Source organism: Niabella sp., assembly GCF_030150205.1.
Classification (GTDB): Bacteria; Bacteroidota; Bacteroidia; order Chitinophagales; family Chitinophagaceae; genus Niabella.
The window spans coordinates 112290-136278 of sequence record NZ_JASLGT010000015.1; the positions used below are offsets into that span (position 1 = coordinate 112290).

General features: G+C 45.9%; 14 protein-coding genes. 12 read left to right on the forward strand and 2 right to left on the reverse strand.

What is annotated here, in order from left to right; genetic code table 11:
• Positions 1-49: 49 nt before the first annotated feature.
• The 5 genes from Q1V85_RS13040 to Q1V85_RS13060 all read left to right on the forward strand — a co-directional run bounded on the left by Q1V85_RS13040 (position 50) and on the right by Q1V85_RS13060 (position 6317).
• A complete protein-coding gene (locus Q1V85_RS13040; protein WP_300600602.1) occupies positions 50-1276 on the forward strand; it encodes an Nramp family divalent metal transporter in 1227 nt (408 codons plus the stop codon).
• Between the two features lie 111 nt (positions 1277-1387).
• Positions 1388-2404, forward strand: coding sequence for an NAD(P)-dependent oxidoreductase (locus tag Q1V85_RS13045; RefSeq protein ID WP_300600604.1), 1017 nt, complete (start codon positions 1388-1390; stop codon positions 2402-2404).
• A 12-nt stretch (positions 2405-2416) separates the two neighbouring features.
• The gene (locus tag Q1V85_RS13050) at positions 2417-3472 is read left to right on the forward strand and encodes a dihydrodipicolinate synthase family protein (protein ID WP_300600605.1); all 1056 of its coding nucleotides are present in this window, start codon (positions 2417-2419) and stop codon (positions 3470-3472) included.
• 20 nt (positions 3473-3492) lie between these two features.
• Positions 3493-4875, forward strand: a complete 1383-nt coding sequence (locus Q1V85_RS13055) for an L-alanine-DL-glutamate epimerase (protein ID WP_300600607.1) — start codon at positions 3493-3495, stop codon at positions 4873-4875.
• A 98-nt stretch (positions 4876-4973) separates the two neighbouring features.
• Positions 4974-6317 carry a DegT/DnrJ/EryC1/StrS family aminotransferase gene (locus Q1V85_RS13060; RefSeq protein ID WP_300600608.1) on the forward strand — a complete coding sequence of 448 codons (1344 nt, stop codon included), beginning with the start codon at positions 4974-4976 and terminating at the stop codon, positions 6315-6317.
• 350 nt (positions 6318-6667) lie between these two features.
• On the opposite strand, the gene Q1V85_RS13065 is transcribed toward Q1V85_RS13060, so the two are convergent.
• A complete protein-coding gene (locus tag Q1V85_RS13065) occupies positions 6668-7417 on the reverse strand; it encodes a DeoR/GlpR family DNA-binding transcription regulator (RefSeq protein WP_300600610.1) in 750 nt (249 codons plus the stop codon).
• Between the two features lie 112 nt (positions 7418-7529).
• Positions 7530-8534, reverse strand: coding sequence for a Gfo/Idh/MocA family oxidoreductase (locus Q1V85_RS13070; RefSeq protein WP_300600612.1), 1005 nt, complete (start codon positions 8532-8534; stop codon positions 7530-7532).
• Positions 8535-9041: 507 nt separating this feature from the next.
• On the opposite strand from Q1V85_RS13070, the gene Q1V85_RS13075 reads away from it, so the two are divergent.
• The 7 genes from Q1V85_RS13075 to Q1V85_RS13105 all read left to right on the forward strand — a co-directional run bounded on the left by Q1V85_RS13075 (position 9042) and on the right by Q1V85_RS13105 (position 23982).
• On the forward strand, positions 9042-12197 hold the full coding sequence (locus Q1V85_RS13075) for a TonB-dependent receptor (protein WP_300600613.1): 3156 nt from the start codon (positions 9042-9044) through the stop codon (positions 12195-12197).
• Positions 12198-12379: 182 nt separating this feature from the next.
• Positions 12380-14218, forward strand: coding sequence for a RagB/SusD family nutrient uptake outer membrane protein (locus tag Q1V85_RS13080; RefSeq protein WP_300600615.1), 1839 nt, complete (start codon positions 12380-12382; stop codon positions 14216-14218).
• A 28-nt stretch (positions 14219-14246) separates the two neighbouring features.
• Positions 14247-15329, forward strand: coding sequence for a DUF5017 domain-containing protein (locus Q1V85_RS13085; protein ID WP_300600617.1), 1083 nt, complete (start codon positions 14247-14249; stop codon positions 15327-15329).
• A gap of 683 nt (positions 15330-16012) precedes the next feature.
• Positions 16013-19201 (forward strand): TonB-dependent receptor, encoded by a 3189-nt coding sequence (locus tag Q1V85_RS13090; protein WP_300600619.1) that lies wholly within the window; start codon positions 16013-16015, stop codon positions 19199-19201.
• 22 nt (positions 19202-19223) lie between these two features.
• Entirely contained in the window at positions 19224-21194 is a 1971-nt protein-coding gene (locus tag Q1V85_RS13095) for a RagB/SusD family nutrient uptake outer membrane protein (RefSeq protein WP_300600621.1), read from the forward strand.
• Between the two features lie 28 nt (positions 21195-21222).
• Entirely contained in the window at positions 21223-22533 is a 1311-nt protein-coding gene (locus Q1V85_RS13100) for a DUF4959 domain-containing protein (protein WP_300600622.1), read from the forward strand.
• 42 nt (positions 22534-22575) lie between these two features.
• Complete coding sequence (locus tag Q1V85_RS13105; protein ID WP_300600624.1) at positions 22576-23982, forward strand: DUF4998 domain-containing protein; 1407 nt, start codon at positions 22576-22578, stop codon at positions 23980-23982.
• Positions 23983-23989: the final 7 nt, after the last annotated feature.

Below are 23989 nucleotides of genomic sequence, written 5' to 3' on the forward strand. Positions count from 1 at the left end.
GTATTTAATGATTGCAAAGTGTAAAGCACAGCTGAAATCTATTTAAGTTATGGGAAATATTGAAAAAGGAAATCACGGGAGATGGAGCCGGTGGTTGCAGGTATTAGGTCCGGGGATCATTACTGCTGCATTGGTTTTTGGACCCAGCAAAATGACGATTACTTCAAAACTGGGCGCGGCGTATGGTTATGATTTGCTTTGGGCCGTTGTTGCAGCTATTTTTTTTATGGCAGTATTTACCAGTATGTCTTCCAGGATTGCATTAGCTACCGATCAGTCTTTTTTATCCCTGATCAAACAGCGCTGGGGTAAACCGGTGGCCATACTGGTAGGTATTGGCGTTTTTTTTGTTACCGCTTCTTTCCAGGCGGGAAATTCGACCGGTGTTGGGATCTCATTAGCCGAAACAACGGGGATTAGCGCCAAAGTATGGATCCTACTTGCTAATGCGGTAGGTATTACATTATTATTCTTTAAAGGGTTCTACAAGATCCTGGAAAAAATAATGATCCTGTTAATTGTAATTATGCTGGGATCGTTTATTGTGACTTTTTTTCTGGCAAAGCCGTCTGCCTCCGGCATTATTAACGGGCTGGTTCCGGTGTTACCAGAAGGCTCCCTGAGTTTGGTGATCGCTTTATTTGCTTCTGCTTTTTCGATCGTTGGCGCTTTGTATCAGTCATACATGGTTCAGGAACGCCGGCGGTTATCACCCAACCTGCAGCAAAAACCTTCAGACAGTCTGCCGGGTATTTTAATCCTGGGAATTATGGCCAGTATCGTATTGATCTGTGCTGCTTCCGTGTTGCATCCCGCCGGGGTAGTGGTAACCAAGGCAACGGACATGTCCAAAACATTGGCACCTTTATTTGGTGATTATGCTGCGCACCTTTTCCTGGTTGGTTTGTTTGGTGCCTCCTTTTCTTCGCTTATCGGGAATGCATCTGTTGGAGGTACACTTCTGGGAGATGCATTGGGATACAAAGGGCAGCTGAGCTCCAATATGGTACGGCTGTTGATTGCAATGGTAATGATCATTGGTGCTTTTGTGGCATTACGGTTTAACGGAGCTCCGCTGGAACTGATTGTGCTGGCACAAAGTGTTACCATATTGGTGGTACCCTTTATCGGAATTGCGATGTTTAGCATATCCAATGATCGTAAGATCATGGGGCGTTATGTGAACTCCCCGCTGACAAAAGTGATTGCGGGTATCGGCCTCCTGCTGTTGCTGGTACTGGCAATAATCAATATTAAAGAATTATTTTTTAAATAAGTATATGAAATACCGCATACAGAAACCATCCTTTTCCTACCCGGAACATTTCTTATGCGTATCCCGGTAACCACCGGAATGATATGACCTAAACCCATAAAAAATAAACACATGAATGAATTGCAGTTAATAGAAGACGAATTGTATCAGCCATCGGCTGCATTGCTGGATGATCTGCGGGCATTGGAGGGCGATATTATTTTTTTAGGAGCCGGCGGTAAGATGGGCCCCGGTATGATCAAGCTGGCCAGTATCGCATTACGTGAGGCAAATATCTCTAAACGGCTGATCGCGGTTTCAAGATTTAGTGATGCCGATGCCCGGAAAGAGCTGGAGGATCTGGGGGTGGAGGTGATTGCCGCAGACCTCCTGGATGAAGCGCAGCTGCAGGCCCTGCCCGATGCTAAGAATGTGATGTACCTGGCCGGAACGAAGTTTGGTACAAAAGGGAATGAGCCGTTTACATGGGCTATGAATGCTTATTTGCCCGGGCGTGTTGCAGAGAAGTATAAAAATTCAAGGATCGTAGCATTTTCTACCGGCAATGTATATCCCTTTTCAACGTTGGATCAGGGCGGTTTTTCCGAAGAAACGAAACCGGATCCGGTGGGTGAATATGGACAGTCTTGTTTAGGACGTGAACGCATCTTTCAATACTTTTCTAATGTGCACGGAACCCCGGTGTTGATCTATAGGCTGAACTATGCCATCGACCTGCGCTACGGGGTTTTACTGGAAGTAGGCAAAGCTGTTTACAATGGATCGCCCATCAATATTTCAACCGGAGCTGTAAACGTAATCTGGCAGGGTGACGCGAATGAGATCGCGTTGCGGAGTTTTTTACATTGCAGCACCCCGGCAAAAGTTTTAAATGTAACCGGGCCGGAAACGATCAGCTTAACCTGGCTGGCAACACAGTTCGGGACGATCTTTGGAAAGCCGCCTGTTTTTACCGGGCAGGTACAGAACACGGCTTTGTTGAGCAATGCATCGGAGGCGCATCGCCTTTTTGGCTATCCGCGCGTCAGCCTGAGAAAAATGATCCGGCTGGTGGCAGATTGGATCAGTTTAGAAGGAAAACAAATAGACAAACCCACCCATTTTCAGGAAAGACAAGGTCAATTTTAATGTATATCAGTTATGAGTTTATCGGTTACCATAAAAAATATTTTGCAGGAGGGTATCGCTATACCGGCGCACCCGCTGGCACTTACAGCAGAAAGAGATTTTGATGAAAGGACGCAACGCCGGTTAACCCGCTATTATCTGGCCAGTGGCGCGGGCGGTATTGCCATAGCGGTACATTCTACCCAATTTGAAATACGGGATCCGCACATTGATTTATTAGAAAAAGTGCTGTACACCACTGCTGATGAAATTGAACGGAGCGGTAAAGAACACTTTGTAAGAATTGCCGGTATATGCGGCCCAACGGATCAGGCGGTTCGGGAAGCACAACTGGCAAAAAAGTACGGGTATCATCTGGGGTTGTTAAGTATGGGGGGATTGAATACACTGACGGAAGACGAATTGATCGAGCGTACAAAGGCCGTTGCTGACATTATTCCGGTGTTTGGATTTTATTTACAACCCGCAGTGGGTGGCCGGATCCTGAGCTTTGAGTTCTGGAAAAAATTTGCAGCCATACCCAATGTTCATGCCATCAAAATTGCTGCCTTTAACCGTTACCAGACACTGGATGCGGTGCGGGCTGTTTGCAGTTCCGAAAGAGCGGATGATATTGCGCTGTACACCGGAAATGATGATAATATTATCGCAGACCTGTTGACCACTTATCATTTTAATATAAACGGGAAGCCGGTAAAAAAAGATTTTCGTGGCGGACTGTTAGGGCATTGGGCTGTATGGACGCATAAGGCGGCGGCGCTGTTGAATGCCGTAAAAGCCTATAAGGCAGGTGACCGGTCCAAGGCTGATGAGTGGCTGACCAAAAATGTATGGGTAACGGATATGAATGCTGCCATTTTTGATCCCGCCAATCATTTTCACGGATGCATCCCGGGCATACATGAAGTGTTGCGAAGGCAGGGGCTGTTAAAGGGTACCTGGTGCCTGAACCCCAATGAAGTATTGTCGCCCGGGCAATCTGACGAAATTACCAGGGTGACCGAAGCCTATCCGGAATTGATTGATGATGATTTCGTAAAAAGCTTTTTACAAAAGGATCTGGGGTAGTGGCCTTATAACGGATAGTTATGAAGAGAAGGTCCTTTATTAAAGATACGGTTGCATGGTCATTATTGCCCATGATAAAGCCGTTGACAGGGCTGGCCATTCAATCTTCAAATATGAAAATCAAAATTGATCACATTGCTTCCGATTTTGAAAGGCAGCCGCTGGTAAGGCCATTTGGATTTAAGGGCGGTTACCTGACTGAGTTATGGCAGGCGGTATCGTTGATGCAAACTGCTGCAAGCGGACCAAAAATTGGCCTCGCTACGCAAAGCGTTTTGTACGGCGATCCGGATGTTTTTTCCGAACATTCTGAAAGTGCCGGCAATGCATTGATGTATGCGTTATCGGAGAAGGCTTTACAACTCGTAAAAGAAACGCCTTTTGACACACCTGTTGATCTTTTAGCTATGGTTTTGCCGGAGGTTACCAAATATGCAGTATCGATTACCGGGCGAAGTAATGTAAACCTGAACTTTATTTATAATGCATTAGTGGGTGTAGACAATGCGGCGTGGCTGGTGTACGCAGCTGAAAAAAAATGCGCAGACTTTGATGCCATGATCCCCGCGGTGTATAGAAAGCCGCTAAGCCGGCATAATTCAAAGATCGCCGTAATGTATCAGGTGCCGTATGGTATGCCCATGACGGATCTGTTAAAGGCGGCGGATGAAGGCTATTTTGTTTTTAAAATTAAAACAGGCATGCCGGGAAGCCAGGAGCAGATGCTGCAATCGGATATGGAACGGCTAACGCTCATTCACCGTACGCTCCGGGACTTAAGAACCCCGCAAACAACGAACGGCCGGCTGATGTACACCCTGGATTCGAATGGTCGGTATCAGAAAAAGGAAAGCTTATTAAAGTACCTTGATCATGCCCGGGAAATAGGTGCCTTTGATCAGATAAAATTGATAGAGGAGCCGCTTTGGGAATCCAATAATGATTATGTAGGCGATGTGGGGGTGATTGTTGGGGCCGATGAAAGCGTACATACGGAGGCCGATGCTATAAAAAGAATTCAGCAGGGGTATAAAGCCATTGTGCTGAAAGGTATTGCCAAAACATTAAGTGTGAGCTTTAAAATTGCAAAGGTGGCACATGAGCATAATGTGGCTTGCATCTGCGCGGATCTTACCGTAAACCCGCTGTTGCTGGATTGGCATAAAAACCTGGCGGCCCGGCTGCAGCCGTTCCCCGGAATCGGAATGCCGATGATCGAAACCAACGGCGATATGAACTATAAGAACTGGCAGCTGATGAAAACGTTTAACGCTATACAGGATGCGTCCTGGCAACAGGTAAGGCAGGGAGTGTTTGAGTTGAATAATGATTTTTATGAACGGAGCGGAGGCATATTCATGGGAACGGAGCATTACGAAAATATGTTTAAAAGAAAGTCCTGACATATTTCACCGCCAACCTAAACAAGCGCGTGCCGATGCCTGCACGTAGTGAAGGTATACGAAGGAAGAAAAGGATCAAATAATTAAATTCAGTTAATATGAATAATAGTAAAGGCCGCAGGAGCTTTATAAAAAAATCTGCAGTGATCGGGTTAGGCGCCACACTGAGCTTTGAAAAAGTATTGCCTACCGTTTTCCAGGCGGAAGGGAAACCGGCGGTGCTGGGGGGAAGCCCCCTGGTGAATGCGCCCTGGCCCAAGTGGCCCATCTGGAATAAAGAAACCGATGAGCCGCTTGTTTTAGAAGCCCTGCGTAGCGGCGTTTGGTCGCGTGCAGAAAAAGTAACATTATTCGAAAAAAAATGGGCTGCGCTCATCGGGACAAAAAGAGCGCTGGCAACGGTTAACGGAACCAATGCGCTGATTACTGCCGTGGCACAATCGGATATTGGCGGCGGGGATGAAGTGATTTTACCACCCTATACCTTTATTGCAACCCTTACAGCAATACTGAATGCGGGGGCAATGCCCGTGTTTGCGGATGTAAATCCGGATACCTTCCTGATAGATCCGGAGGCCATTAAGAAAAAAATTACCAGTCGCACCAGGGCGATCTTACCGGTGCATATTTGTGGCTTACCGGCCGATATGGGAAATATCATGCAGATCGCCAACCAGCATAATTTAATAGTGATTGAAGATGCCTGTCAGGCCTGGCTGGCAGAGATCAATCATAAAAAAGTGGGCACTTTTGGTCATGCCGGATGTTTCAGTTTTCAGAATTCTAAAAATTTGCCGATAGGTGAGGGTGGTGCTATTGTAAGTGATGACGAAGGTTTTATGGACCGGTGTGTTTCATATCATAACCTGGGGCTGCCCTATGGAACGGCCTCTGCGCGACCCGGCAGCAAACTGCGGTTAACAGAGTACCAGGCCGCTATCGGGATGGTACAGATGGAGCGGCTTTTGCCGCAAACAGCCACCAGGAATGAAAATGCGCTTTATTTAAGGCAGCAGATGAAAAATATAAAGGGAATTATACCACATACCTTAAACCCTGGTGTTACGCAGGCTGCGTATCATTTATTTCCTTTCAGGTATGATCAGCGCCATTTTGCAGATCTGCCAAGAGCACAATTTATAAAAGCCTTACAGGCTGAAGGTATTCCTTGTTCCGGTGGTTATACGCCTTTAAATACGGTGGAGTACCTGGGCAATACGTTTGAGACGAAGAATTATAAAAAGATGTATACGGCACCTGAGCTGAGTTACGAACGGTTTAAAGAAAATAACCACTGCCCCAAAAATGAGCGGCTTTGCCAGGAAGCTGTTTGGCTGCCGCAGAATGTATTACTTGCTAATAAGGGAAGCATGGACCTGATTGTTTCGGCTATCCAGAAAATTCAGAAGAATGCTGCTACAATCGGTAAAAAGGGTGCATAGTATGTAAGTGATATTGCCGTTATTCGTATGTGGGATAGTCGTTTGTTGTTATAAAAGCAGCAGCCTCCGGATGGGCTTTGATCCGGTATTGGCAATGCCTGGCTGGAGCTTATTGTAATCAGTTATCCGGTTGCAATAAGCTCCGGTGTCGTTTCGGCATAGTCATTCCTTCTTCATGCTGTCAGCATCAATAAACGAATAGCTGGTCCTCTTTGGCTGAATTGATAGCGTAAGGGCCTTTCTGCTTCGGCCGGGCTAACGATAAGCCTTCCGCGCATGACGTTATGATCACTGACCTTTATCGGAGTCATGGATCGGTGAACGAAACACCTGATGTACTCAATAAAAAATTAAAGTAATGTAAGATTCGTGTCCTGGTATTTTACCAGGCTTGGGTCATTAGGGTCTAACTCTGTAATCAGATAATTGACCTGGTTTACATCACAGATTTTAATGGTCTGAATGGTATTTAACTTTTCAGAAATGGTAACCACGGCCACTTTTTTAGCGGAGCGTACCAGGGCTTTTTTAGCCTGTACTACTTCCCAGTCAAGATCTGTTAAGCCTTCTTCAACAGAGAAGGCGTTTGCACCCAGCAAACACAGGTCTGCTTTTATTTCTGAAAGCTGGTTGATCATCCCGGACCCTACATGCAGGTTGGCGTTTTTTAACAATCTTCCGCCGATGGTGATCACTTCAATATTGTCAAATTCAGAGAGCGTAATAGCAATTTGAGGACTAATGGTAAAGAACGTGGCTTTCATGTTCTTGGGGATCATTTTGGCCAGCTCGAGGATGGTGGTACCTCCTTCGGTAAGGACAGTTGAATTGTTTTTTATCAGTCGTAAAGCCTTTTCCGCAATAATTTTTTTGGATTCAAGGGCATACACTTCATTTTGTCCGCTAAACGGTGAAACAAATGAAGGACCAACAGCGCCACCATGTACTTTTACCACTTTCCCTATTTCTGCTAATTCAATAATATCCCGCCGGATGGTATCATCCGACACTTTTAGCTGTAAACTCAGGTCTGCACACAAAACTTTATTATGCAGGTTGATTTCCTTTAATATAAACTTCTGCCGTTCGTCTTTACGCATAGTAGTGATTTAGTTTAAAGCTGTTCTTCATGTTAACAATTTATTGCTGAAACTGTTCAGGTTAATTTATAGTAAATATATAGCATATATCGGAAAAACAAAGCCCGGGCTGTTATAACCAGTTTTTTTGCAGCGGTATCTGTTGCCCTTTGTTTTGTTTGCTCTTTGCGGCTGCATCCATAAACGCATAAATTTCCAGTGTTTCTTCGGCATTGATGGGCGATGTGCCGGTATCAAAGAATTTGATGATTTCCTTCAGTAAAGGAATATAACCATCATATTGATCAATATATACCGTGGCGTTTTCTGCATGTACCACACCTCCGTAATCATGTTTGCCATTACGCGTACCGCGGAAAACGCCGATTCTGCCATCGCTCCAGGTACCCACAACCACATCGGTATCGGCGGTGGAGGTTTGGCTTACGCTTACACATCCGGTGCCCATGATGGTATATAACAGCTCTACGCCATGTATCCCATACCAAAACAGATCCGTATGGGAGGGTTCTGTTTTTGCAGGACTGAACGTACTGGCCCCCAGCACCTTTCCAAACGCATTGCTGCGCACCTTCTGTGCCTTTTCTATAAATCGTAACGAAGAAGCCGAAAACATAGGAGTGTTATATTGTTTGGCAAGTTTATAGATGCTGATCACATCGGCCATTTTAGCAGCAGCCGGTTTATCTATAAATACCTTTTTTCCGCTTTTAAAAATTTTAGCAGCCTGCTCCAGGTGCAGGGAACCATCATTGGTTTCGAGCATCACTACGTCGCAATGATTCAGCAGCTCATCGATGGAGCCCGCAATGGTTACCCCGTTTTCCTTTGCTTCCCTGGTATACTGGCCAATGCGGCTGTAACTGCTTTCTATTTTCTGGCTGCCATAAGGATACGCAATCGATACATAATACCCGTTATAAGTTGGTGTTTGCCGCACACTGTTTAATGCTTTAATAAATTCGGAAGCATGTGAAGTATCCAGGCCAATAATGCCAACCCTGCGCATACCTGTTTGAGCATTCAAAATAGTGGTAAAGCCGGATCCGAATGCGGCATACAAACCCGCAAGACCTGTTGTTTTAATAAAATTTCTTCTGGAAGGGGTTTTGTTCATATCTACAATTTATGAGATCGTGAATTAATTTTTATCTAAAAAGCGCGCAGCAGCAGGGCTGAAACGATACCGGCTACAAGATAATCGGTTTTTTTGCGTAAAAAAAATAAAAATACCGCAAATAAAACGCATAAAATGTTGTTTTTATAATTTTTGCTGTTATATTGCGTATAATATCAGTAGTGAAACCGCTAAAATATTGCAAAAAATGACGATTGCCAAGCCTGCACCCCATTTTTTAAAACAGGGCACTTCCGGCCTTAACGGCCCCGGGATCACGAGGTATCATAGATTTCGATAAATACCTGCTTGCTGCATGAATAGCGGCATTTAAAAAAACACCTGAATTGAAGAAGGATGTACCCGTGAGGATGAACTGAATAAGAATAGGAATGATGGAAGAACGGCCGGGTCGGTAATGGTATGCTGATGCGTATGGTTGGCAATGGCCGTTGTGTTGTGTTTCCCGGAGATTTTAATGCTTTTAACCCTAAATACTCTCTATTTATGCGTATTCTGTTTATAAAATTGCTTTTCTGCGTCGGTGTATGGATATTGGGCATCTGTTCCGTGCACGCGCAGGTGATCGGCGGTGTGGTTCGGGCCAAAACGGATAACCGGCCATTGGAAGGTGTTACCGTTCAGATCGGCGGTAAGCCTGCAACCATAACCGCTACCAATGCGGAGGGCCGTTATCAGGTGAGCGGTGGCCGCGCTGCTGATTCCGTACTGTTTTCGCATGTAGGTTTTGAGCCGGTTGCAATGGTCATTGCCGGTCAGTCAAAAATAGATGTAGAGCTGACGCCGATCAATGCTTCCCTGGACCAGGTAGTGGTTATTGGTTACGGATCGGTACGTAAACTGGATCTTACAGGATCGGTAGGTACCGTTAATGTGGAAGATATGAAAAAAGCGCCGGTGCCCTCTTTTGCACAGGCCCTGGCCGGGAGGGTAGCGGGCGTACAGGTAAACAGTACAGATGGACAGCCTGGTGGCGGCATGAATATTATGATCCGCGGGGCCGGATCGTTAACGCAAAGCACCACGCCCTTGTATGTAGTGGACGGTTTTCCCATCGAAAACCTGGACCCGAATACGCTGAATATGGATGATATTGCATCCGTTTCTATTTTGAAAGATGCATCGTCTACTGCTATTTATGGTTCAAGGGGTGCAAACGGGGTGGTACTGATTCAAACACGAAGGGGAAAGCTGGGAAAGCCCGAAGTGACCATTGGCGGTACCATGGGATATCAGTTAAAACCACCATTGATCCCTGTGATGAGCCCCTATGAATTTGTGAAATACCAAATGGAGCTGAACCCCAATTCATTTAATACGCCCGCCTATACGGCACTGGGAAAAACGCTGGAGGATTATAAAAATGTGAAGGGCATCAACTGGCAGGACCAGGTATTAAATACAGGCGTGTATCGCAATTACAACCTGGGTATCCGTGGCGGATCAGACCAAACAAAATACGCAGTATCCGGATCGGTGTTTAACCAGAAAGGGGTAATCATCAATACGGGTATGGACCGGTATACCGGACGACTTTCACTGGACCAGGTTATATCAGAAAAGTTTAAGGTTGGGGTAAATGTAGCCCTTACACAAACCGATGTATACGGGCAGCAGATCCGCTCCATTTATAGCGGCGGCAATGCTACTTCACCTGCGCTGATCCGGGCATGGATGTATCGTCCCATATCGGCCATTGAAGGAGAAGACTTGCTGAATGAAGATGCCGATCAGCAGGCCGTTAATGCCAATGATTTCCGGATCAACCCGGTTACGGACCTGCAAAACCAGTACCAGCACACGATACGGAACCAGCTGCAGTCGGATGCTTATGTGAGCTATGCCATTACACCTGATCTTATTTTTAAATCTACAGCCGGATTAATGCAGTCGAATATGCGGAATGAGCAGTTCTATAATTCCAAAACATCGCAGGGAAGTCCGCTGAATCCCGCAAACAAAAACGGAGTGTGGGGAAGCATGAGCAATAACAATTCCAACAGCTTTTTTAATGAGAATACGCTGAATTATAAAACCATCATCGGGAAGGATCATTCAATAAACGGGATGGTGCTTTTTGGGGTAAACCAGTATAAAACAATGTACTCTTCCTTTACCGGTATACAGCTGCCCAATGAAGTAAAACGGATGGACGGGCTGGATGAGTCTGCGGGAGGTACATTTACCTCACCAAGCATTAATAATACCATCAATACCATGGTGTCTTATGCCGGGCGGATCGATTATAATTTCAGATCGAAATACCTGCTTACAATGAACTTCCGGGCCGACGGGTCTTCCAAGTTTTTTCAGCCATGGGGCTATTTCCCGGGAGGTGCCATTGCCTGGAACATGGGCCAGGAAGATTTCTTCCATAAGGGACTTCCGTTCATTACCAATTCTAAATTACGGGCAAGCTATGGACAGAATGGAAACAACCGCGTAGGCGATTTTGACGCCTATGCTAAACTGTCGTTAAACAATACCGGGCAGGGCTATTCGTTCAATAACCAGGCGCCTACACCGGCTGCTTATCTGGCTACCCTGGGAAATCGCGAGCTCCAATGGGAAAAAACAGAGCAGATCGATATCGGTTATGAAATCGGGATACTGGATAACCGGATCGGGCTGGAGGTAGACTGGTATCGCCGCACCGCCTCTAACCTGCTGCTGAACACCGATCTGCCGCAAAGTTCGGGTTTTGGATCAGCCCAGGTAAATATCGGCAGTCTTCGCAATACCGGCTGGGAATTTACACTGAATACCACCAATATAAAAAAACCGGATCTCAGCTGGACCAGCAGCTTTAATATCAGTTTTAACCGGAGTAAAATTTTATCGCTTGCCTACGGCCAGTCCTCATTGAGCAGGGTACCGACCTATCTTTCCCAGTTCGGACAGCCCTTATATCTTTCGGAAGTTGGCAAACCGGTGGGAATGATGATCGGTTATATCTGGGATGGTAATTATCAATACGAAGATTTCGACAACCCGGCGCCGGGCGTGTACATTCTTAAAAAGACCATTGCCACCAATGGTACGGCACGCAACGTGGTACAGCCGGGTGATATCAAACTTCGGGATCTGAATGGCGATGGTACAGTTACAGCGGCGGATATGACCATTATCGGGCGGGGACAGCCGGTTCATATCGGAGGCTTCTCCAATAATTTAAATTATAAAGGTTTTGCTTTGAATGTCTTTTTTCAATGGTCTTATGGTAACGATATTTACAATGCAAACCGGCTGTTGATGGAAGGAAATAGCAACGGGTTTGCCAATATTAATCAATACGCCACCTACGCGAACCGTTGGTCGCCCGACAATCCGACCAATGAAAATTACAGAACCAGGGGGCAGGGAGTTATCGGGTATTTTTCATCAAAGAATGTAGAGGACGGGTCGTACCTGCGATTGAAGACCGTATCGTTATCCTATTCGCTTCCTTCCCGGCTGATCCGGAAAGCGTACCTGAAAAACCTTACCGTGGATCTTTCTGCGCAGAACCTGGTCACCTGGACCAAATATTCCGGTCTTGATCCCGAAGTATCTACTGCTGATAATGTATTAATGCCCGGCTATGATTTTTCGGCGTACCCTAACGTACGCACGATTGTATTTGGGTTGAAAGCAACTTTTTAATCACCTTATTTTTTAAGACGATGAAACGAGCAAATTATTTACCGATATTGTTGGGTTGCATAACAAATTTTAATCGCGGTGAAAACAGGCAGCAGCAACGTTGCAACAATTTAGTAACAACGCTGCGTAACGCCGGGAACGCGCCTTGCACAAAGCGGTTACCAAAACGGATTTTTCAAAAAATGGTATACAGCATATTACTGCTTGCTGTTATCAGCCTGGGCTCCTGCAAGAAGTTCCTGCAGCCTTCTCCAACAGATTTCCTGAGTACCGCAAATTATTATCAGACGGAACAGCAACTGAACTTTGCATTGGCCGGCGTGTACAATACGGTAGGAAATGGTGGCTTCTGGGGAAGCGCTGCAAACTATCTTCTTGACTGGGATGCTGATATCGCTTATATGAACCGGCTTACCCTCAACGGGCCGTTTAACTTTAATTATTCAGCATCTGATCCATTTATGACATCGCTTTGGACCACGCTGTGGGACGGTATTAACCGGGCAAATGTATTGCTTGAAAATATCGATAAGAACCCCGCAATTCCGCAGGCTACAAGAGACCGGGTAAGGGGGGAAGTACTGTTCTTAAGAGGGTATTACTATTTTACCCTGGTACAGTATTGGGGCGGGGTGCCGCTTAAATTAAAGTCTACCAAATCACCGTCCGAAGTGTCGATAGAAAGAGCATCGGTAAAGGATGTGTATGCCCAGGTACTGGCCGATATGACGGCAGCAGAGCCACTGGTTAAGAACATCAGGGAACTTGGTTTTTCCGGCGCTGTAAATAAGTCTGCTGTGCGGGGAATGCTTGCAAGGGTTTGCCTTACGATGGCCGGCGAACCACTAAAGGATGCAACAAAATACCAGGATGCAAAGATGTGGGCCAAAAAGGTGATGGATGATGTCGGGGCAGGGCATAGTCTGAACCCCAGCTATTCAAATATCTTTATTACGCTGGCACAGGATAAGTATGATATCAAAGAAAATTTATGGGAAGCAGAGTTTTATGGCAATAATTCGGATCCGGCTACAATGGCCTTTTCTGAATGGACCAATATCGGGTATATCAACGGACCGTCTTCAGCTGCTGGCTCTGCTACCGGTACTGGTGCTGCTTATATGAATATTACTGCAAAATTTTATAATGCCTTTGAAGACGGGGATCTGAGGAAATGGTGGAGTATCGCCCATTTTAGTTATGTAAATTCGGCGGTGAACGGGCAGAAACTGCTGAATGCCGTACCTGCCACGGAACGGGATAAATGGTACTTGTACCCTGCCAAGTGGCGGCGCGAATACGAGGCCATTCCCAGGGGTTCATCGGTTGTGTCAGCCACCAATATGCCTATAATAAGGTATTCCGATATCCTGCTGATGTTTGCAGAGGCAGATAATGAAATCAACGGTGCTCCCACAGCCGACGCCATCGCGGCGGTTAACCTGGTAAGAAGACGTGCCTGGTCCACCGGTGTTAAATCCATTGCAGTTACCAATGGAGGCAGCGGTTATACAAGCGCGCCTTTGGTAACCATTTCAACGGGGAATGGCAGCAGCGCGGCGGCAACTGCAGTTGTACAGGGAGGTGTTGTTGTGGCAATCAATCTGAACAGGGATTCCTCGGGTGTCCGCTTCTTCAGAGACGGCAGTTATTCCAGCACACCGTCGGTAACTATTTCCGGTGGTGGAGGTACCGGGGCCACTGCTGTAGCAACTATTTATAATGCCACAGATGGTGACGTACCTGCTTCAGCGAGCGCTTCAAAAACCGCTTTTCTTTCCTTTATTCAGGATGAGCGCATGCGGGAGTTTAATATGGAAGGGTGCCGGAAAGCCGATCTGCTCCGGTGGGGTGCCTTCCTGAAAGTGAACCAGGATATGGGTAACCAGGCACAGCAGGATGTGCCGGGAGCGGGGTTCGTGCTTTCTTTTACACGGGCATCCGCCAGGGATGTGCTGATGCCGATACCGGAAAAAGAGATGATCAACAATTTAAAAATGACACAAAACCCCGGCTGGTAATTGATTCCTGATCCCAAAAATAATCGTTATGAAAATTAGAAATCTGATATTGGTGGCAGGAATTGCGTTATCGTCCTGTCAAAAAAAACTTGCAGAAGTGGCTGCTCCTGACTTTGATGTAACCACTGGAGAGGTAACCGTTAAGGCCGGAACGCCTGCTGTTTTTAAATTTTCCGGAACAGCAACAACCGTTTCGTTTTACCCGGGAGAAATTTACAAAGACTATAACTTTAAGGACGGCCGGAGTATTGATGTATCCGGTAAGGGACTTACACTGAGTTTTTCAAATGGTGTGGCACCGGGCAACCCCGCAGGAACACAGGCCAATCAGTTCTCTGTGTTGCTTTCTACCAATTTTAACGGGAACTATGCAGATCTGGCCAGTGTAAAAGCAGCTACCTGGGTCAATATAACGGATAGTTTTACCTTAGCCACTTCTGCAACAATGGTGGCTACCCGAACCGCCAATCTTTCTAACTATGTGCTTGCAGGAAAGCCGGTTTACTTTGCATTGCGTTATATTAACCGTCCGCAGGTGGCCAATGGATATGCCCGGCAATGGATCGTTGAAAATTTTGTATTAAAAAGCATCGATGCCAAAGTAAACAATGCGGTGGTTACAATTGCCGATCAGGCGCTCACCGGTTTCAGGATCGTGGATGAAAACCCGGTGAATGCAAAAGCCCGCTCCACTATTACTTCTACAAGAGTAACGCTCTATGGTCCGGCATATAAAAATCCGGCGGATCCCATTTATGATCCCAATAACCCGGTGTTCGATCCCAAGAATCCGATCTATGATCCGAAAAGCCCGCAGTATAACCCGGGGGCTGTGTTACCGGTTTATGTGCCCTATGATCCTAATAGTCCGTATAACGATCCTTACAGTGAGAACTGGGCGGTTTCTGCTCCCATTACCCTGGGCACGGTTGACTTGGGGAAAGACTGGTCTGTTCCTGTTCGTACCTCTATTTACGGAGCAATGCCAACCACTTATAGCTATACCTACAATACACCCGGCAGGTATGAAGCTGCTTTTGTAGCAGCCAATAATACCATCGGGAATTATGCGGCCACTGTAAAAAAGGTGATCGTTAATGTAACGCCTTAATAAAAGCGGCAGATCTCCACAATGATCTGCAAAAAGGAAACGAACCCGTTTGGATTTTTTTTGTCACAGCCGGTATATCCCCCTGCAGGGCGATATATCGGCTGTGATTCAATTTGGATTTTTTGAGCTCCACAGGAGAGCGGTGGAGCGATTAAACAAGCTTATTGGTAAAAATAAATGAACAAAAGATTGGTTAATCGAATCTCCAAAACCGGTAACGTACACATTAAAAGTTCTCCGCAAAAACGCAATTGGAATCATCAACCTAATCAGATGATTTTAAGTAGAATAGATGGGTTTCTGAAATGAATTAATCGTTTCAGGAGGATAAAGTAATCGGTTTGTTTGCGTAAACTGAAATATAAATCCGCAAAAAATCCGCAAAAAAATTGTTTTTGATACTTTTTGCTGTTATCTTGCGTGTAGTACTGGTTGTAAAACCGCTAAAAAACTGCAAAAATGACGATTGCCAATTGCTTGCTGAAATTTTCGGGGTTTTTTACGTGCTCCCTGAAAATGATCCTTTTCATTTTACTGATGGCTGGTTTTTATGAAAGCTATGCGCATTGTACCTGAATATTCCTTTTACGCAAGTATTTTTTACAAAACCGTTCCTTCTGGTTCGATGGGCGAAGAAAATAGCGCTCATCAAAAGGATAGGGGACAACATAATCAAAAGTAAAATGAAAGAACATAAAAAGTATACGAAACGCCAAAACGGGTTAATGAGGGTTTGTTGTTGCTTTTTTAACAGCAGGGTCTTACTATGCACGCTGTTGTTTTTATGGATGCTGAAGCCGGGAACCCTATTTGCCCAGGATGAGAAAGTCCTTACAGGCCGGGTGGTCGATGAAACAGGGGTCGGTATCATCGGGGCCAACGTGATCATCAAGGGGAGTACCTCGGGAACCAATACCGATATGGCCGGTAAATTTTCGCTGAAACTGCCGGCCGACAAAGCGGTGCTTGTGGTTACCTATGTTGGCTACGAGGATAAGGAAGTGCCGGTTACATTTTCAACAACAAAAGATGTAGAAGTAGCCTTAAAGGCGGTTTCAAAAAGTGAAGATGATGTGGTAGTGGTGGCTTATGGAAAACAGAAGAAAGAAAGTGTGGTAAGCGCTATTACCACCATTACACCTTCCAGTTTAAAAGTGCCCTCCAGTAACCTTACAACGGCTTTTGCCGGAAGGCTGGCCGGGGTGATCGCCTATCAGCGGTCGGGCGAACCGGGTCTTGACAATGCGGAATTTTTTATCCGGGGGGTTACCACGTTCAGTACCTCGGGTAAAAAAGATCCCCTGATCTTAATTGACGGGATGGAAATGACTACAAATGATCTGGCTCGGATCAATGTGGATGACATTGCCTCTTTTTCCATTATGAAGGATGCCAATGCCGCAGCCCTTTATGGTGCCCGTGGGGCAAACGGTGTGATCCTTGTAACTACCAAGGAAGGTAAGGTGGGTAAGCTGGGGATCAGTATAAGAGTGGAACAATCCAATTCGTATAACTCTGAACTGGTAAAATTGGCCGACCCGATCACTTATATGAAACTGCACAACGAAGCGGTACGTACACGCAAAGCAGATCAGGAGCTTCCTTATTCCTTTGCAAAAATACTGGCAACGGAACAGGGACGGGATCCGGTTATTTACCCGACAGTAGACTGGTATCATTACCTGTTAAATAATAAAGCGGTAAACAGGCGGGCCAATATGAATCTTCAGGGGGGCGGACAATCGGTGCAGTATTACCTGGCAGCAAACTATCAGAACGACCAGGGTATCATAAAGGAAAGTAAAGAAAACCTTTTTAATAATAATATCAATATCCACCGCTTCCAGTTACGTTCCAATGTAACCATCAAGTTTACACCTACAACAACCGGAGCCGTAAGGGCTTATGGCGCCTTTGATGACGGAACCGGTCCTTTTCAGGGTGGGGCTGCGGTGTTCAACTCGGCCCGCAATGCCAACCCGGTTTATTTTTTACCCTATTATCCACCGGATTCAGCAAATATGCAGACCAAACATATTCTTTTCGGATCCACAGAAAAAATAGGCTATTATGTAAACCCGCTGGCAGATATTCTCAGTTCCTATAAGCAAACCAAGCAATCGATGATGCTGATGCAACTGGAGATGGAGCATAAGTTTAAGGGTGCATTGAATGGGCTTGTTGTAAAAGGTATCTATAATGTAACGCGCAAATCTTATTACGATCAATCCAGGGGTTATACACCTTTTTACTACACGCCTGCACAAACGGCTGATGGAAGTTATCAGTTACTGGCGCTCAATCCAAATTCGGGAACAGATTTTCTTTACTATAGACGAGGTGCAAGAACGGTAGGTACCATTCAATATGCGGAGGGGCGTTTAGTTTATAGCAAAACCCTGAATAATGTGCACAATATCAGTGGTACGCTTGTAGGCACTATGCGTTCCGAAGCCAGTACTATTGCTGAATCGAATAGTGATGCATATCAGCTGCAGGCATCCCTGCCCCGGCGCAACATCTCCTCTGCAGGCAGGCTGGCTTACGGGTATGATTCCCGCTATTTTGTAGAGCTAAACTATGGTTATAATGGCAGTGAGCGTTTTTCATTAAAAGACCGCTGGGGTTTCTTCCCTTCTGTTGGTGCCGGTTGGATGGTAAGCAATGAAAAGTTTATGGAAAATTTGAAAGACGTTTTCAGTACGCTCAAACTTTCGGCTACCTATGGTAAAGTAGGAAATGACCAGATCGGTTCCATCTATGATCGCTTCTTCTATCTCTCGCAGGTGGATATGAGCGGCGATGGTTATTGGTTTGGATATCCCCGGAGTTTTGAACCCGGCATCAATATCATCCGTTATGCAAACGACCTTGTAACCTGGGAAGTGGCTAAAAAAACCAATATACGGTTGGAGTTGGGGCTGTTCAGGGACTTAAGCGTTATAACCGATTTCTTCCAGGAAACCAGGGATCATATCCTTCAAACCCGTACAGATATTCCTGAAACGATGGGGTTGAGGACCATTCCCTCCGCCAACGTGGGAAGCGCCTATGGTAAGGGATTTGAAACCGAGCTCAAGTACCAGAAAACCTTTAGGAATGGCCTGTATGCATTGGTGAACGGAACGTTTACCTATGCAACCGCAAAATACAAGGCATTTGAAGAGCCGGATTACAGGGATCTGCCATGGAAATCAAGGATCGGCACGAAGATCAGTCAGCCCTTTGGCTATATTGCCGAGCGCCTGTTTATAGATGATGCAGATGTCGCCAACTCGCCCACACAAACCTTTGGCGCTTACAGTGCCGGCGATATTAAATACAGGGACATCAACGGTGATGGTCAGATCGATGGTGATGATATGGTGCCCATCGGGTATCCAACTACGCCTGAGATCATTTATGGCTCCGGTTTTACCCTGGGATATAAATCTTTCGATCTGTCGGTTTTCTTCCAGGGATCGGGCCGGTCTTCCTTCTTCATCAATCCTGCTGCTATAACCCCTTTTACAAATGGGGGACAGCGGGGATTACTGCAGTTTATAGCAGACGATCACTGGTCTGAGAACAACCGGAATCTTTATGCTTTCTGGCCCCGTTTGTCGGAATACGTAGTTCCTAATAATAATGTCGCCAGCACCTGGTGGTTGCGTAATGGCAGGTTTGTCCGGTTGAAATCGGCGGAACTGGGCTATTCATTGCCTGCCCGCATCATTAAAAAGTTCAACATCAAAAGATTCCGGCTTTATGCCAATGGTACCAATCTCTGGGTATGGTCCAAATTCAAGATGTGGGATCCGGAAATGGCCGGCAATGGCCTGGGATACCCGGTACAGCGTGTGGTGAATGTGGGTTTAAATGTAGATTTTTAAATTATTGTAAAATACAGATCCTATGCGATTTTTTATTCATAAATATTCAGTGCGCTTGGTCCTGGTCCTGTTGCTTGCAGGTTCATGGGGCTGCAATAAATTTTTGAATATCGTTCCCAATGATATGCCTTCTTTAGAAAGTGCATTTTCCAACCGGGCGGTAATGGAGCGGTATATGCGCACCTGTTATTCCGCCCTGCCGGATGCTACCGATCCCTTTTTCTACCCGGCCTATTTTAGTAGCTGGGATGAACTTGACGTAACAAGAGATTCGCGTTCTTCAAACAACTCCATGGCAGGGTTAATAGCACAGGGACGTCAGAATTCCAATGCGCCCTACCAGGATTACTGGACGGGGTCAAACGGGGGCAAACCCTTGTACCAGGGAATCCGGGAGTGCAATATTTTCCTGGATAATGCTCATATGCCTCATGATATTACGGAGCAGGAGCGTACTCGCTGGATCTCCGAGGTAAAATTCCTGAAAGCCTATTATCATTTCTTCCTGCTGGAATTATATGGGCCTATTGTGCTGGTAAAGGAAAATCATGATATATCTGACGATCCTGCATCATTGAGAGAGTACCGTGAACCGGTGGATGAATGTGTAGATTACATTGTGCAGCTGATTGATGAAGCCATGCCCGGGCTGCCTGCGGTATTACCAGATCCGCCATCGGAAATGGGCCGCATTTCGCAGGTAATTGCCCTTGCGGTAAAGGCCAAGGTACTGGCAACAGCGGCGAGTCCCCTGTTCAATGGCAATACGGATTATGCGGGTTGGGTAGACGGCAGGGGCAAGCAACTGATCTCTCCCACTTATAGCCCCGCCAAATGGCAGCGGGCGGCTACTGCTATCAAGGAGGCAATTGATGCGGCAGAAGAGAACGGGGGACGGTTATATACCTTTAATAAGTTCAGCGGCACTACCTATGGAATGAATGATTCCGTGGCGCAATTGATGACGATCCGGAAAGCTGTTACTGAGGACCTGGATAAAAACCCCGGTGTAATATGGGCCACCCAGGAGCAGTTTGCCGATGGCAAGGGCGGGTCGTCCTGGTTTGCACCCCTGGGTAATATGGTGAAGTCGCTTTTCCCGGCGATGTTTACTACAGATCAGCCTTCCTATGTGGGCTATTTAACGGCATCCTGGCATATGGCCGAACTGTTTTATTCCAATAAAGGTGTGCCCATTGAGGAGGATAAATATTTTGACTATGCCAACCGGTATAAGCCGCGCCGTGCCACCGGTACGGATAATGTGGCTTCTTATATACCCACCGGTGAAATTACGGCTTCCATGCATTTTTTCAGAGAACCCCGTTTTTATGCGGACCTGGGTTTTGACCGGGGCTTTTTTGAGTTGGCGACCAATACCACCGATGCAGGTGCTTCTTACAATGTGTATCTAAAGAGCCGGCCGGCAGAGTTGTCCGGGGCTACCTCCTCTTATGCTGCCAAAAAAATAATACATTATGAAACCGCTGCCAGTAAAGGGATTGCCAATACCCTTTATGCGCAGCGTAATTACCAGTTCCCCTTACTTCGTTTATCAGACCTGTACCTGTTGTATAGTGAGGCGCTGAACGAGGTAAAAAGCCAGCCGGATAATGATGTATACCTGTGGATTGATAAGGTGAGGGCGGCAGCAGGCTTAAAGGGAGTGGTGCAGTCCTGGCAGGAGGCTTCTTTTAATCCGGGTGCTCCTACAACCAAAGAAGGAATGCGCAGGATCATTCAAAGAGAACGGCTGATCGAACTGGCTTTTGAAGGCCAGCGGTTCTGGGATGTGCGGCGCTGGAAAACGGCGGATAAATACTGGTCGCTGCGCCCCACTACCTGGAGCCTTACTGCAAGTCAGCCGGACCAGTTTTATGTACCGGTACAGTCAACACTTTCCCGTGTGGTTACTTTCAGGGATTACCTGTTCCCGATTCGTAAATCGGAACTCAGGGTCAATACCAACCTGGTGCAAACCTATGGATGGTAAGCTGTTTTATTTATAAATAATAATTGCTATGAAACAATATAGTTTAATGATAACAATGCTCTTTTCTGTTTTTTTGATTTCCTGCAGAAAAGATAAAGAAGAAACACCGGGTACATGGGGCGTATGGAATTCGGCACCGGTGGAAGTAAGTACGGTAACACCGATCAATGGAGGAGCCATTGTTGCCTATAAAGTTCCGGATGAGAATGACCTGCTTTATGTGATGGCAGAATATCAGCGCAACGGGAAGATGTTTACGGAAAAAGCATCGGTATATAATAATACCCTTACTATTGAGGGCTTTAATACATTGAACCCCGTAAGTGCTAAGATCTATAAAGTAAATAAGCAGGGCGAACGATCAGCGCCTACGGATATCAGTTTTACCCCCCTGGAGTCACTGATCAGTATTGCCAAAAACTCGTTAAAAACGCAGATGGGTTTTGGGGGTATTATCGCCAACTGGGATAACCCCATGAGGACTGATCTGGGTGTGCGCCTGATGTCGGTGCATTCCAATAATAAATTGACCACGGATACTGTGTATTTTTCTTCGTTGATGAAGGAGTTACATGCCTTTAGGGGGTTTGCTGCCAAACCTACCAATTTTGGCATCAGCTTTGAGGATAAATGGGGTAATATCTCTGATACTGTTTACTTTGATGGGATGCCCTACTTTGAAACACTGGTGCCCAAACCCTATGCGGACTACAGGGCCAGTATCCCATATGACAATACGACAAACCTGCCTGCCAAGCCGAATATAAGTTCCCTCTGGAATAATATCATTAATACATCAGGTGAGGGATGGTTGACCAACCCGGGAGGTTCGGGTCTGTCCATTACCATTGATCTTAAGCAGGTGGTAAAACTGAGCCGGATCATTATCTGGGGCTATCATGTCAATTCTCCCTATGGCCAGGCTAATTTTACGCAGTTTGAATTATGGGGCATTGATAAAATTGATTTAAATAAGCTGAAGGACAAACCCTACTGGCTTGATTCCACATCGGTGGTAAACGGTGCGCTTTCTCCTGCGCCCTACAATATAAACCCTACAACGGTACTTCCCGCTGTGACTTTTAAAGATGACTGGCAGTATCTTGGCTGGAATGCCATCACCCGTTTAGATAAGATGATACCTCCCGCAGATGCTACTACCATTAATGCTTTTGCACAGGCAGGCATGGAGTATACTATGCCACTTGATGCCAAACCGGTACGTTACCTCCGGCTTTTTGTACGGGAGATTGCCGGTGTAATGCCGCCTCCGGCCAATAACTATTTTTCCTGTGGCGAAATTTCGGTATTTGGTGATAATACCGTTCCGCAGAACTAAGCAATATTGATCGATCAACTTCTATGATGAAATTTTAATAAAATGAACAGGAACACTAATTTATTATTTACAGCAACCGGCCTATGTGTCTTACTGGCTTTTATATTATTCTCCTGCGATAAAATGAATGATATACAAAGCAAGTATACCAACCAGGCCGAAAAGGTTTACCTGGGAAGGGTAGATTCAGTAACCTATGCCGCAGGTTTTGGACGGGCCAAAGTAGTTTGGTACATCAATGCCGATCCTAAAATTCAGCGTACTATTATTTACTGGAACAACCGAAGGGATTCCCTGGTACGGCCCTTTAACCGTCAGGCATTGGGCGGGCAATGGGATTCGATTTACCTCAACGGGTTATCCGAGGGCTCCACGCTGCTTGAATTTGTAAATGTCAATGACGCCGGGGAAAGCTCCCTTGTTACCCGGTCAGCGGTAACGGTTTGGGGCGAAAGTTTTGCGGGTGGTTTAAGGGCGCGTAGCCTCACCGGGTTAGATTACGACTATCTTCAGTCGAGCTATAACCTTACCGTATCAAAAACGACTCCCGGTGATAGTGTGATCTATTCGCAGATCAGCTATACTACAAAAAATAATGAAACAAGAGTGATAAACACCGGCAGGAGTGTGAATGATACGGCAGTGGTGCTTACCGATTTTCCGGCCGGAGGATCACTTCAGTTCCGCACCGTATTTTTCCTGCCCAAGGGGATTGATACGGTAAGGAACGATTATAAAGTTTATAATGCCCCGTCCATTGTTACCGATCGCGGTGTGAAGATTGCACTGAAAGGGAATGCCACCAGTAAATATTTTCAGATGAATGATAATCTGTGTGAGTGGAATGCCGCCGGAGATATGATCGTTTACGCAGTGGGAGAAAATGGCGAGCTGACAGAGCAAATGAGGTACCCCGCACTGGCGCCGCGTACTACCTTCCGTGAATTCTTTTTCTATGATGTCGACCGGTTTATTGGTGTTCAGGGCAGTACTAATAATCTTTATATGTACACCATTACAAATGGAGCGTTAGCAAATATACTTACTACTACCCTGGGTACCGGTTTTAACTTTCTGAAATATGTTCAGGGAAGAGGCTTCTTTTATTCCATTGCGGAAACCACCGGGGAAATAAAAGCCTGGTTTGCATTGCCGAATGGTACATGGCTTAATCCCAATTCAGCTACTGTAGGAACCGGCTTTAACTACGTACCCTATGCTATGCTTAATAACCAGAGCCTGATAGGTATTGATGCTGCAGGGTATTTATGGGCGCTTCCGGTATCTGTTACAGCATCCGTTGGCTCCAAAAGCCGGATGGGACTGGGCTGGAGCCGGTTTACAAAAATTATATGTGCAGGCACAAAACTATATGGCATGGAAGCCAACGGAGATCTGTATGTATATAATAATTTTGATGCCACCAGTAAATACTGGATCGTAAATTAGCCATAGC

Excerpts from the sequence above, each read along its gene's own strand:
- Q1V85_RS13040 (WP_300600602.1), top strand. The coding sequence starts at position 50 with ATGGGAAATATTGAAAAAGGAAATCACGGGAGATGGAGCCGGTGGTTG.
- Q1V85_RS13045 (WP_300600604.1), top strand. The coding sequence starts at position 1,388 with ATGAATGAATTGCAGTTAATAGAAGACGAATTGTATCAGCCATCGGCT.
- Q1V85_RS13050 (WP_300600605.1), top strand. The coding sequence starts at position 2,417 with ATGAGTTTATCGGTTACCATAAAAAATATTTTGCAGGAGGGTATCGCT.
- Q1V85_RS13055 (WP_300600607.1), top strand. The coding sequence starts at position 3,493 with ATGAAGAGAAGGTCCTTTATTAAAGATACGGTTGCATGGTCATTATTG.
- Q1V85_RS13060 (WP_300600608.1), top strand. The coding sequence starts at position 4,974 with ATGAATAATAGTAAAGGCCGCAGGAGCTTTATAAAAAAATCTGCAGTG.
- Q1V85_RS13065 (WP_300600610.1), bottom strand. The coding sequence starts at position 7,417 with ATGCGTAAAGACGAACGGCAGAAGTTTATATTAAAGGAAATCAACCTG.
- Q1V85_RS13070 (WP_300600612.1), bottom strand. The coding sequence starts at position 8,534 with ATGAACAAAACCCCTTCCAGAAGAAATTTTATTAAAACAACAGGTCTT.
- Q1V85_RS13075 (WP_300600613.1), top strand. The coding sequence starts at position 9,042 with ATGCGTATTCTGTTTATAAAATTGCTTTTCTGCGTCGGTGTATGGATA.
- Q1V85_RS13080 (WP_300600615.1), top strand. The coding sequence starts at position 12,380 with ATGGTATACAGCATATTACTGCTTGCTGTTATCAGCCTGGGCTCCTGC.
- Q1V85_RS13085 (WP_300600617.1), top strand. The coding sequence starts at position 14,247 with ATGAAAATTAGAAATCTGATATTGGTGGCAGGAATTGCGTTATCGTCC.
- Q1V85_RS13090 (WP_300600619.1), top strand. The coding sequence starts at position 16,013 with ATGAAAGAACATAAAAAGTATACGAAACGCCAAAACGGGTTAATGAGG.
- Q1V85_RS13095 (WP_300600621.1), top strand. The coding sequence starts at position 19,224 with ATGCGATTTTTTATTCATAAATATTCAGTGCGCTTGGTCCTGGTCCTG.
- Q1V85_RS13100 (WP_300600622.1), top strand. The coding sequence starts at position 21,223 with ATGAAACAATATAGTTTAATGATAACAATGCTCTTTTCTGTTTTTTTG.
- Q1V85_RS13105 (WP_300600624.1), top strand. The coding sequence starts at position 22,576 with ATGAACAGGAACACTAATTTATTATTTACAGCAACCGGCCTATGTGTC.